Annotated in this window: 13 protein-coding genes, 1 tRNA gene and 2 pseudogenes; 5 read left to right on the top strand and 11 right to left on the bottom strand. The window is 67.7% G+C overall.

Features of this window, described 5'->3' with window-relative positions:
• The first annotated feature begins 342 nt into the window (after positions 1 to 342).
• The 3 genes from K228_RS26055 to K228_RS0122845 are packed head-to-tail and all read left to right on the top strand — an operon-like array spanning position 343 to position 1,314.
• Positions 343 to 519 carry a hypothetical protein gene (locus tag K228_RS26055; RefSeq protein ID WP_245603564.1) on the top strand — a complete coding sequence of 59 codons (177 nt, stop codon included), beginning with the start codon at positions 343 to 345 and terminating at the stop codon, positions 517 to 519.
• 18 nt (positions 520 to 537) lie between these two features.
• Positions 538 to 858: a DMT family transporter gene (locus tag K228_RS0122840; RefSeq protein ID WP_025620492.1), complete on the top strand. Its 321-nt coding sequence runs from the start codon at positions 538 to 540 to the stop codon at positions 856 to 858.
• Between the two features lie 42 nt (positions 859 to 900).
• On the top strand, positions 901 to 1,314 hold the full coding sequence (locus K228_RS0122845; RefSeq protein WP_025620493.1) for a DMT family transporter: 414 nt from the start codon (positions 901 to 903) through the stop codon (positions 1,312 to 1,314).
• Between the two features lie 200 nt (positions 1,315 to 1,514).
• Here K228_RS0122845 and K228_RS27780 read toward each other — a convergent pair.
• The 8 genes and pseudogenes from K228_RS27780 to amcA (K228_RS29005) form a co-directional block, all read right to left on the bottom strand.
• Positions 1,515 to 1,970, bottom strand: a pseudogene (locus K228_RS27780) (NAD-dependent epimerase/dehydratase family protein); the annotation flags it as partial.
• A complete protein-coding gene (locus K228_RS0122855) occupies positions 1,967 to 2,692 on the bottom strand; it encodes a coenzyme F420-0:L-glutamate ligase (protein ID WP_025620495.1) in 726 nt (241 codons plus the stop codon). The gene K228_RS0122855 and the pseudogene K228_RS27780, both read right to left, overlap by 4 nt.
• A gap of 94 nt (positions 2,693 to 2,786) precedes the next feature.
• Complete coding sequence (locus K228_RS0122860; RefSeq protein ID WP_025620496.1) at positions 2,787 to 3,356, bottom strand: kinase; 570 nt, start codon at positions 3,354 to 3,356, stop codon at positions 2,787 to 2,789.
• Positions 3,357 to 3,371: 15 nt separating this feature from the next.
• Positions 3,372 to 4,033, bottom strand: a pseudogene (locus tag K228_RS26060) (pentapeptide repeat-containing protein).
• 58 nt (positions 4,034 to 4,091) lie between these two features.
• Positions 4,092 to 4,274, bottom strand: a complete 183-nt coding sequence (amcA, locus tag K228_RS27785; RefSeq protein ID WP_080671682.1) for a multiple cyclophane-containing RiPP AmcA — start codon at positions 4,272 to 4,274, stop codon at positions 4,092 to 4,094.
• On the bottom strand, positions 4,271 to 5,407 hold the full coding sequence (gene amcB, locus K228_RS0122870; RefSeq protein WP_025620497.1) for a cyclophane-forming radical SAM peptide maturase AmcB: 1,137 nt from the start codon (positions 5,405 to 5,407) through the stop codon (positions 4,271 to 4,273). The genes amcA (K228_RS27785) and amcB overlap by 4 nt, the downstream gene beginning before the upstream one ends.
• Complete coding sequence (locus tag K228_RS0122875) at positions 5,404 to 5,751, bottom strand: hypothetical protein (RefSeq protein ID WP_025620498.1); 348 nt, start codon at positions 5,749 to 5,751, stop codon at positions 5,404 to 5,406. The genes amcB and K228_RS0122875 overlap by 4 nt, the downstream gene beginning before the upstream one ends.
• Positions 5,748 to 5,912, bottom strand: coding sequence for a multiple cyclophane-containing RiPP AmcA (gene amcA, locus K228_RS29005; protein ID WP_342667136.1), 165 nt, complete (start codon positions 5,910 to 5,912; stop codon positions 5,748 to 5,750). Before amcA (K228_RS29005) ends, K228_RS0122875 begins: the two co-directional genes overlap by 4 nt.
• A gap of 369 nt (positions 5,913 to 6,281) precedes the next feature.
• Here amcA (K228_RS29005) and K228_RS0122885 point away from each other — a divergent pair, with 369 nt between their 5' ends.
• Positions 6,282 to 7,508: a helix-turn-helix domain-containing protein gene (locus K228_RS0122885; RefSeq protein ID WP_025620499.1), complete on the top strand. Its 1,227-nt coding sequence runs from the start codon at positions 6,282 to 6,284 to the stop codon at positions 7,506 to 7,508.
• A gap of 6 nt (positions 7,509 to 7,514) precedes the next feature.
• Here the strand turns inward: K228_RS0122885 and K228_RS0122890 are convergent, their stop codons facing one another.
• The 3 genes from K228_RS0122890 to K228_RS0122895 form a co-directional block, all read right to left on the bottom strand.
• Complete coding sequence (locus K228_RS0122890) at positions 7,515 to 8,195, bottom strand: YdcF family protein (RefSeq protein WP_025620500.1); 681 nt, start codon at positions 8,193 to 8,195, stop codon at positions 7,515 to 7,517.
• Between the two features lie 239 nt (positions 8,196 to 8,434).
• Positions 8,435 to 8,509, bottom strand: a tRNA-Ser gene (locus K228_RS28540).
• 257 nt (positions 8,510 to 8,766) lie between these two features.
• On the bottom strand, positions 8,767 to 8,967 hold the full coding sequence (locus K228_RS0122895) for a DUF397 domain-containing protein (RefSeq protein WP_018815602.1): 201 nt from the start codon (positions 8,965 to 8,967) through the stop codon (positions 8,767 to 8,769).
• 121 nt (positions 8,968 to 9,088) lie between these two features.
• Between K228_RS0122895 and K228_RS0122900 the strand changes: the two genes are divergently transcribed.
• Positions 9,089 to 10,624, top strand: coding sequence for an ISL3 family transposase (locus K228_RS0122900; RefSeq protein WP_155251619.1), 1,536 nt, complete (start codon positions 9,089 to 9,091; stop codon positions 10,622 to 10,624).
• The last annotated feature ends 37 nt before the right edge of the window (positions 10,625 to 10,661 follow it).

Genomic DNA, 10,661 nt, shown 5'->3' on the forward strand with positions numbered 1-10,661 from the left:
GGCCAAGGCCGAACCCAAAACGCTGCGTTACCGAATCCTCCAGACTCCCGCACGCCTGGTCCGCGCCCGCCGCTACCGCTGGCTGCGCCTGCCCCGCACCTGGCCCTGGGCCACCGACCTAGCTACCGCCATCGAGACCATCCGCCGCATGCCCATGCCCGCCACCTGACCACCCCACCACCGCCCCGACGACCAGGAGGAACCCGAGGAGACCACGCCCCACCGGCGCGACAGCCGGCCCACAGCCATACCCGACGAGCCCAAGACATCCACCAGCTACAATGCCGGCCCCTCAATCATCGACAGGCGTCAGACCCGCGAAGAATCAGGGTCTACGCCGCCGTGGACAGCGCCACGGTGGCGGAATGGGGCTTCGACTACCGCCGTAGCTACGAGGCGTTGGGTGTCGACGGCGCACGTCGGGCCGAAATCGTGGCACCGCTGCCGGTCAACGGTGGCTTGAAACCGTTTGAACGCTACCTGGTGATCAGCAACTCCGCAGGTCACGTCGCTTCATAAGGTGGAAGGAGAGACGTCATGCACTGGCTATACCTCGGAATTGCGGTGGTCCTCGAGATCGTGGTGGCGATTTCGGCGGGCAACGCGAAGGGATTCACGCGGCCGTTGTGGACAATCGCCACCCTCGTCAGCGGCGGCATCGCCACCTATTTCCTCAGCCTGGCGCTACTGACGTTCGACGTCGGTGTCGGGTACGCCATCTGGACGTCGACCGCCAGCGTGGGGATTGTCGTACTCGGTACGCTGATGTTCGGTCAGCAATTGGGCTGGAAGAAGCTTCTCGGCATCGCCGTCGTCATCGGCGGTGTCGTGGGTCTGCGGCTGAGCGGTGGGGCGTAAAACTCCGTCAGTAGATACCGGTCCTATGGAAAGGAAAGCGCTATGACCTCGGCAACTGAGAAGAATACGAGGCGCGGATTCGCCTGGCTCATACTCCTGCTCGCCGCTGTGTTCGAGATCGGCTACGCGCTCAGTGTGGGTGGCAGCAAGGCATTCACCGTGTACAGCTGGTCGCTCGTGGCGGTCGTCTTCTTTCTCCTCACGCTGTTCTTCCTCAGCGTCTCGCTCAGGACAATCGACGTCGGCATCGGCTACGCGGTCTGGGCAGGCATCGGCTCGGTGGGCTCGGCGATCTTCGGCGCCTACTTGTTCGATCAGCCGTTGACCCCGACCAACGCCTTCTTCCTGGCGGTCATCATCGCTGGTGTCGTCTGGCTGAAGCTCGCGGACAGCCCCAAGCTCGAAGCCAAGTCTACTGACGTGCCGCTGGCGGAAGCGGTGCATGCGAAAGGCTGAGAACGTACGGCGCGCGGGCCGCGCAAGCGGCCCGCGCGCCAAGCGAAGAGCATCGACGAACTCGCCGAGTGGGTCAGCGGGCCTCGACCGCGCTGCTGGCAGCCATCGGGATCCGCGTTCATCTGCTCAGATGGCGGCGCGCTCCGTCGTCGGCCACTAAACGGGCGAAGGCCTCGACTTCCTCGCCACAACGGCCGAAGAACCTTGGATACCGCATAGAAGCTGTCGGGGGCCAGCGGCGCGGTCGGGGCGCCGACGGGGTTCAGGCCGGTCACGTGGTGGCTGCTGGCCAGCACCACCCGCCGCACCCGCTGGCGGCGGGCCGCCTCCAGGACGTGGTGGGTACCGGTGACGTTGTGCTCCACCAACTCCGGGAACGGCCCCTCCTGGGTGATCCCCGCAAGATGTGCGACGGCCGATACCCCGGTGCTGGCCTTCTCGACCGCATCCAGGTCACGCAGGTCGGCCTGAACGAACTCGGCACCCGCAGGCAGCTCGACGGCACAAGCCCGCCGGTCAAGCAGCCGCAGCGGTATCCCGAGGCTCACGGCCCGGACCGACCGACGCCACCTCACCACAGCCTCCTGCTTCGGCCAGATCGGCCGCCAGCCCCGGGTGCCGATGCTCCCGGCGGCGCCCGTGAGCAGCAGCCTCACGGCCGGCGTTGAAGCATCGACACCACGCCCGCATCACTGCTCTCGTAGGCGACGCCGCGCAGGACGGCGACCGGGGCCCCACGACCCCGCTGCCCGAGGATGATCCCGGCCGCCGCGGCGATCAGGTCGGTGAAAGTCTCCTCCTGCCGCTTACCGCCGTGCTCCGTGACACGCAAAGGCCCCACACCCGCCGCGCCGATCGAGATGACGGTCGCCCCACGCCGGTCGGCGCGACCGTCGGAGTCCGCGACCACCACCGCGACAGCCGCACCCGTGTGAGCGATCAACGCGTCGCGCAGGGCGCGGGCGGAGGCGTCCGGATCCACCGGCAACAGCCACGCACCCTGCGGGCCGGCCCGGTCAATCCCGGCGGAGGTGAGCTGGAAGCCGAGCCTGTGCCGCGCGATGATCGGGCCCCTGTCCGTGGCCAGGAAGTAACTGTCGCTGGAATCCACGATCAGCTGCACGACCTCGGCGGGCTTGCCCGTGCGAGCGGACAACTCCAGCGCCTCCGGGCCAACGACGACACTGGCCAGGTCGACGTACCGCTTCTCCGCGATACTCACGGCCTTGGAAGCCACCACCACATCCCCGTCCTGCAACTCGGTGCCAGTAGAGGCCAGGACGCCGGTGATGGCGCCCGCCAGGTCCGCATCCGGCTGGAGCTCGGGAAAGGGTTCCAGCGCGAAAGCGGAGAAACCAGAGGTCGGGATGGCGGTCATCGTCGGGCTCCTGCGAAAGTGAGGACGACAGGTGCATATGCGGATGGGTCCGGCGGCGAGCCTCGCTGAACGGCGAAACCCTTGGCCGGCGGGGCTATGGGAATGGAGCGTGTGGAAGCAGGTCGTCGTCGCGTCCGGTCTGGGGAAGACCGGCGGCAGCCGCGATGGCCTCGACGGCATCGTTCAGTCCCGTGGTTTCGGGCAGGACGAGTTCGCCGGGCCAGCCTAGGACGTCATGGGCGACGTACCAGCCGCTCATCTGCTCGGCGGTGAACTCGCTGACCTGCGGGCGCGTGAGGTGCCGACGCAGGGTCTCGGCCAAGGACACGTCGAGGTAGCAGAACAGCGACCGCCCACGGTGGTCGTCCCGCAGGGCCGTCAGCATGCTGCGGTAACGGCTGCGGTGCAGGATGCCCTCCAGCACCACATGATAGCCGTGATCAAGAGCGAACCGGACGGTCTGCGCGATCAGGGTGGGTGCCGCTCCCCCGGGCTTGTCCCGCTCGCGTAGCAGGATGCGGCGCAGGTAGTCCTGCTCGACCAGGGCGCAGCCCCGGCCGTGCCGGCGTCGCAGCTCACCGGCGATGCTGCTCTTACCCGAGCCGGAGTTACCCCGGACACAGACAAGGATCGTGCCCGGCCTACCCGTGGCTTCACCGAGCACGACGCCTCCCCGGCTTCAGTCGATTCGGACGGTCAGGTGGAGAGCAGCGACGGTCAGCTGAGTGAAGTCAGGAAGTTGATCCTCGCCGAGGGTGATGCCGCGCAGATTGTCCAACGGCGCCCTCAGCCCATGGAGGCGGCTTCCCCGAAAATCGGCACCGTCGAGGTGGCAGGCTTCCAACTCCAGACCGGCAAGGTCACAGGAGCGCAGCGCGATTTGCGGCAGCCGACAGGAAGACCACTCGCCGTTGCTGAGAGTGCAGTCGGTGAACGCGACCGAGCTGGCGGCGGCGACGCGGTGGAAGGTGGCGTAGTCGAGGCGGCAGCCCTCGAACAGACATCCTTTAGACGTACGTCGGTGAACCTGGCGCCGGTGAAGTGGGAACCGGTGATCGCACACCGTTCGATGGTGATGCCGGTCAGGGCCGCGCCGGAGAAGTCTGTCCGGGTGACCTCGCAGCCGAACAGGCTCCCCGACTCCCAGGTGCTCTCACCCAGGTCCACACCGGTGAGCAGACTGCTGCGGATGCTGACATCCGCAAGCTGCGAACCGCGCCACGCCGTACCCTCGACCAATGCCTCGGTCAGATCGCCGTCCAGGTCTGTCGTGGCATCAAGGTCTTCCAGATCGAGGTCCGGCAGCAGGACCTTCACGTCGCCGATCGTGGTGGTACGCATGTGTCCTCAACCTATGCAGGCGCGGGATGGGCACGCCCCCGCGCCTCCCGTAGTAGGGCTACTTTCTCTTGTTCCAGTTGTCCCAGCCGGGCCGGCTGTCGAATCTTCCTCGGTTGTCCCAGGTGGGGCGGTTGTCGAACTTCGCCGCATCGATAGACGCTATCGACCGCTGCGGGTCGACGCCGAGGCGGGCTAGTTGCTCGGGTGCGGCGTTGACGAGGACCGCGAGAGCACTGATCATGGTGCTTCTCCTTGAGGGGTGAGCTGGTCCGCGGCGGCGCGGACCAGAGCCTGTCGCGTGGTTCGGCAGTAGGTGGTCTCGCGGGCGGTGAACGTCGCGTGCTCGAAGTAGCGGTTGCCGACCTGGGCACCACGGCAAGAGTCGTAGAAGTGGCAGTGGTCGGCACAGTCGTTGAGGGCCGTGACGAACTCGGCGACGTAGCCCAGGTCGCCAGCACGGGCGAGCATGGCGGTGACGGGTTGCTGGAGGACGTTGCCGGCGATGAAGTCGCCGTATCGCGGCTCGGTGATGCCGAGCAACTCCGGTGACAGCAGCACCACCTGCCCATCCCAAGAAACGGTCGGAATCGGCTCGTACGGCGCATGGTCAACGCGCCCGGCGCGGGTAGCGGCGACATAGTCAGCCAGCCGGTCCACATCGCGGATCCGCAGCGGGCTACCACCGACACGACGTGCAATGAGAAGCTGCCAAAACCGGTACGCGGCATCCACCGACACCGGTACCCGGTCGGCGCCCTCCTGCTCTTCGATATTGAAGCCGACCGACTCGCAGCCGGGCAGGCCGGTGAAGAAGTCGACAAGGGCTTCCACCTGGTCGATGGTCTCCGGGGCGACCACACAGATCACCGAGTACCCCAGCCCCGCTTCCGCCAGGGTCTGCAGGCCGCGCAGGGTACGGGCATCCGTCGCGTTACCGGCCCGGTCGAGGCGGTTACGGTTCAACGCGCTCGGTCCGTCGATGCTGACCCCGACCTCGAACCCGTAGGTGGTGAACAGCTCGCACCACTGGCGGTTGATCAGCGTGCCGTTGGTCTGGATCTCGTGCCGCACCAGCCCCACGCGCCGCAACTGCTCGAACGGGGCCAGCAGGCCCCGGAACAGCCCGATAGGTGTGGCGGTGGGTTCGCCCCCGTGCCATACGACACTCACGGGATGACCGCTGTTCTGCTGGGCTATCGACTCGGCACAGGCCTGCGCGACCGCGCCGCTCATCAGACGCAGGGACCTGCGGTCGGGCAGGTAGCAGTAGGTGCAGTCGAGGTTGCAGAAGCTCGTTGGCTGCACGACCAATGTATGGAAGCTGCCGGCGATCGCGGGCTGACCGGTGGCGTTGATCAGGCCGATGCCGTTCACGAGGTGGCCTCCGCGATGCTGACGGCCGTGGTGGTACTGACGCGGTAGGCGGGAGTGTGGCGGACGGGCCAGCCGAGGAACCGGTCGAACATCTCGGCGGCGCTGCCCGTGACGCTCGGGTTGAGAGAATGCAGGTCGTCCATCGCGTCGTGCAGGCAGCCGGCCAGGTAGAGGAACAGGCTCACCGGCAGCTCTCGGTACTCGGCCAGGAGGGCGAGCTTCGCTGCGCCGCAGGGCCACGGCTGCCCGCATCGGCGGCACCGCCATAGCGGGCGCATCGGCAGATGTTTCACCTCGGCTGGCGCGAGCCGGTTCGTCGCGAGGCGGCGCTGCGGCCCGGTCACCGGCGACCGCCCTCGCGGGCCTGCTGCTCGAACAGTCGACGCCACACGAAGGTGAGTAGCGGCGGATCAGCGGGCCACACCTGCCCCGGCGAGGCCGTCCACCTCGACTCGGGGTGCCGGGACTGGCTGGCCATGGCGTGACGCGAGACGTACACCGTCAGCCGCCATCTCCACCAGGGACGACGAGCGGCGGGCTCGCCGGGGGAAGGGCGAGCCCGCCGCCGCACCACGGCGGCTGGGAGCAGACCGCCGATCACCCACCCGCGCAGCCCTCATGGCGGTACGCAGGCGGGGAAAGCCTCGAAACAGTTCACTCCCGGACGGGTCGGGCCAGCGGCCCAAGCCGTGGTGTGGTGCGCCGCTCATCGATCCCTCCATCTGCAGCTCCCTGCCGGTCATCCCGCCACCGGCATCGACACGCGCCGGTGATCCGGGGGTGAACTGAACGTAGGGGCGGTCCGTGCGGAGGACCGGGAAAATCCGTACCGGGTCCGGCGGACTTCAGCGGGCAGGGTGATGGTGTGCGAGGGATGACGGACGACATGACGATCGGCCAGCGCGTCGCCTTCTACCGGCGTCGGCGAGGCCTCTCCCAGGAGGTGCTGGCCGGTCTGGTCGGCAAGACGCAGGAGTGGCTACGCAAGGTCGAGACAAACCGGGCCGACCTGGACCGGCTGTCGGTCATCCGCGCGATCGCCAAGGCCCTCGACGTGTCCCTCGGCGACCTCATCGGTGCACCGAGCCTGTTCGAGTGGTCGGACGACTCAGGACGCGAGACCATCCCGGCCTTGAGGGCCGCGCTCCACGACTATCGTCACCTCGCGCCAGCACTGGCCAGCGCGGGGGACGTCGAGGCTCCGGCGCTACGCGAGATCGAAAACGACGTCGCCGAGACCTGGACCGCCTACCAGCACTCTCGGTACGGCATCCTCGCCCGCCGATTGCCCCACCTCATCCACGACTGCCTCACCGCTACCGAGACGTACGACGGAGACGATGGTCGGCGCGCGCATGCGATGACCGCCTACGCGCACCAACTCGCCGCTTTGTCTCTTACCAAGCTGGGCGAAGGTGACCTAGCGTGGACCGCCGCCAGCCGAGGGCTGGCCGCCGCCAACGCCAGCCAGGACCACGTCGTCATCGGCTCACTCAGCCGCTCCGCCGCGCACTCGCTGGCAGCTATCGGTGAGTACGCCCAAGCCCGCGGCCTCGCCGCCACGGCGGCACAGTTCCTGGAACCACGGCTCGGCAAGCCGACTCCGCAGCTCCTGTCGGTCTACGGCAGCCTGCACCTCGTCTGCGCGCTGACCGCCGCCCGAAACGACGACCGCGCATCCGCCGCCACCCACATCGCCGAGGCCGACGCAGCCGCGCAGCGGCTCGGCGCCGATGGCAACCACCTGTGGACCGCGTTCGGGCCGACCAACGTGTCGATCCACAAAACAACCATCGCGATAGAACTCGGTGACGCACAACGCGCCATCGCCATCGGCGCCCCACTCGACACCAGCACCGTGCCCGTCGAGCGGCAGGTTCGCCACGCCATCGAAACCGCCCGAGCCCTCGCCCAGTGGAACCGCATCGACGACGCGCTCGCCACGCTTCTGGACGCTGAGGTCATCGGCCCCGACCAGGTGCGCTACCACCGGCTCTCCCGCGACGTGGTCCGGGACATCCTCACCCGCCCCCGGCCACCTCGACTCGCCGTCGAACTCAGCGACCGGATGGGCGTCCGGCCAGCAGGGCCACGCTGGTAGCCCGGCTCAGACCAGCCGGCTCGTGTAACCGGCCGCCACCAGGCGCTCGAACGCCACCCGCACCTCGTCCGGCACCTCCTGCCGGATCGCGAACCCGCGCTGCGCGTACACCTCGATCCGCTGCGTGTCACCCACCAGCATGTCCACCACCCGCCGCGCGTCGCCGATGCTACGCACGTAGTCATCCAGTTCGAGTGGGTTCGACGCGCACACCACCTCGACCTCCGGCCACACCAGCCGGCACGTCGCATAAGCCCGACGCTGCTGGTAGGGCCGCGACATGATCAGCACCGACTCCACCGGGATCCGCCGTTCGGCCAGCAACGCACGGGAGAACTCCAGATTCTCGGCGGTGTTCATGGCACGCGGCTCCACCAAAACCGCTCCCGCCGGTACGCCCTGCTCAACGGCATACTCGCGGTAGTGCACCGCCTCCCCGCGCGGAAACCGCCCAACCGTCGTCGGAGCATTCGCGCCGGTAAACAGGATCCTTGGAAACAGGCCCTCGTGGAACAGACGCGTCGCGACGACCGCCACCCCAAGATCATGACTGCCCAACCCGATACCCACATCACACGAACGCAACCCGTGACGCAGGTCGTGGTAGCGCCACAGCGTCACCACATCCGCCCGAACAGCGTCGGGAATCACCTCGGCAGCAACTGCCGCACGCCGGTCCATCAGCACCTACCAGTCCGGTCCGCGCTGGGTTCCCTCATGCCGCCAGCGTAGGGGCAGCAGCGCAGCACAACACCGCTGACGCCAGCACCACGCCGCCGACCATCTCAGAACCAGGAGGTTGGCAACGGCCAGGATGATCGTGACGTCCAACGGCTCCCGAGCACCCACCGAGCGACCAGCCACCACCGCCGTACGCGAAAAAGGCCCCGACCGGCACCGAAGTACCAGGTCAGGGCCTTGCTCGTTGGTGCGCCGCCAGGGACTCGAACCCCGAACCCGCGGATTAAGAGTTAGAGCGGTTTCGTGTTAGCCGGTCCCGCTGGATAGTGAAGGGTGCCTATCAAGCCAGGTGGGCACCCTTCTTCATGCCGGCCGGTCCCACCGGCTGACGGCCGGTCCAGAGACATCCGGGCTCACACCGGGCTCACCATCCAGGGGTGAGGCGGGGAGCAAGAAGCAACATAGAAGACCCCCGCAATACACCGCCACTATGGGCCGGCAGTACGGGACCTGTAGACGCGAAACCCCCGGCTACCGGGTGAGGAAGGGCCGGGGGTTTCGTTGTGTGTGTGGTGCCTCAGCGGTCTACGCGCCCGCTGCTGGTGAACGCGACGAACGAGCGCCACGCCTCTGGGCCGAACACGAGGGCCGGGCCGGTCGGGTCTTTGCTGTCCCGGACGCCCACGATGCCAGGGAGGTTGCCGGCGACCTCCACACAGTTGCCGCCACCGGAGCCGCTGCGGGTCGACTTGCGCCACTGAGCGCCGATCAGGTCCATGAGTCCACTACTTCCTTCATCAGCTCGACTGACTGGCGGCGAGGTAGTGGGGAGTGTGGATCTAACGGCCCTGTCTCACATTCGGTGGTGACGGAGGGTCGCAGGGGTCGTTGTCTCCTCTGTGGAGGACGTCAATAGGCTTGTGCAGGCGGTGTTCTCGGGGCTGTCCCCGCTGGTCATCGAGGACGTGGTCGACGAGGGTGAGCGGATCGTGGTGCGGGCCCGGACGCCGCAGGACACCGCGGTCTGCCCGGTGTGCGGGGCCTCGTCGGGACGGGTTCACGGCTATCACTGGCGGGCGGTGGCCGATGTTCCGGTCGACGGGCGGCGGGTGGTGGTCCGTGTGCGGGTGCGGCGTCTGGTGTGCCCCACGCGCGGCTGCCACCACACCTTCCGCGAGCAGGTTCCCGGGGTGCTGGAGCGATACCAACGCCGCACTGTCCGTTTGAACAGGCAGGTCAAAGCCGTCGTCAAGGAGTTAGCGGGTCGGGCAGGGTCGCGTTTGCTGGCGATACTGGCCATGGGCCTGTCCCGTCACACCGCCCTGCGCGCCCTGCTGCGCATCCCGTTGCCCACCGGGCGGACGCCGCGGGTGATCGGCGTTGACGATTTTGCTCTGCGCAGGCGGCACCGCTATGCCACCGTGGTGATCGACGCCGAGACCCATGAGCGGATTGAGGTGCTGCCCGACCGCACCGCCGACACCCTCGAAGCGTGGCTGCGTGAGCATCCCGGCGTCGAGGTGGTGTGCCGCGACGGCTCGGCTACCTACGCCGAGGCCATCCGCCGTGCGGTGCCCGATGCGGTGCAGGTTGCGGACAGGTGGCATCTGTGGCACAACCTCTGCGAAGCGACCTTGAGCGAGGTGAAGGCGCACAGCTCCTGCTGGGCGACCGTACTGGACGCGCCCATCTACGACGGGCCCCGCGCGCAGACGACCCTGGAACGCTGGCATCAGGTCCATGACCTGCTCGATCAGGGCGTCGGCCTACTCGAATGCGCCCGTCGCCTGCAGTTGGCTCTGAACACCGTCAAACGCTACGCGCGAGCCGACCGACCCGAGCGGATGCTCCGCGTCCCCAAATACCGTGCCGGCCTCGTCGACCCCTACCGTGAACACCTGCGCAAACGTCGAGCCGAGGACCCCGGCGTCGGCGTCAAGCACCTCTTCGAAGAGATCAAGGCACTCGGGTTCACCGGCTGTCTGAACCTGCTGCACAAGTACATAAACCAGGGCCGCGCCGACGCAGACCGCAGCCACATCTCCCCGCGCCGGCTCGCCCGGATGATCCTCACCAGGCCCGGCAACCTCAAACCCGAGCACCGTGATCTCCTGGCACGGCTCACCGCCGCCTGCCCAGAAATGACCCAACTCGCCGCCGCTGTCGCCGGCTTCGCCGAACTCCTGACGCCTCAGCCCGCAAACACCGACCGGCTCTCGCACTGGATCCTGCAGGTTCGCGCGGCCGATCTACCTCACCTGCACGCCTTCACCCGAGGCCTGGAACGCGACCGCGACGCCGTGAACGCCGCCCTCACGCTCCCCTACAGCAACGGCCCCACCGAAGGCGTCAACACCAAAACCAAACGAATCGCCCGCCAAATGCACGGACGAGCAGGCTTCACCCTGCTCCGCCACCGCATCCTCCTCGGATAGCAACACCCTCCGTCACCACCGAATGTGAGACAGGGCC

Origin of the sequence: Salinispora cortesiana (assembly GCF_000484695.1) — a bacterium.
Lineage (GTDB): Bacteria > Actinomycetota > Actinomycetes > Mycobacteriales > Micromonosporaceae > Micromonospora > Micromonospora cortesiana.

Coding starts and splice junctions, on each gene's coding strand:
- K228_RS0122895 (WP_018815602.1), bottom strand. CDS start 8,967: ATGGACCTGATCGGCGCTCAGTGGCGCAAGTCGACCCGCAGCGGCTCC.
- K228_RS0122845 (WP_025620493.1), top strand. CDS start 901: ATGACCTCGGCAACTGAGAAGAATACGAGGCGCGGATTCGCCTGGCTC.
- K228_RS0122885 (WP_025620499.1), top strand. CDS start 6,282: ATGACGGACGACATGACGATCGGCCAGCGCGTCGCCTTCTACCGGCGT.
- amcA (WP_080671682.1), bottom strand. CDS start 4,274: ATGATCAGTGCTCTCGCGGTCCTCGTCAACGCCGCACCCGAGCAACTA.
- K228_RS0122855 (WP_025620495.1), bottom strand. CDS start 2,692: ATGACCGCCATCCCGACCTCTGGTTTCTCCGCTTTCGCGCTGGAACCC.
- K228_RS0122840 (WP_025620492.1), top strand. CDS start 538: ATGCACTGGCTATACCTCGGAATTGCGGTGGTCCTCGAGATCGTGGTG.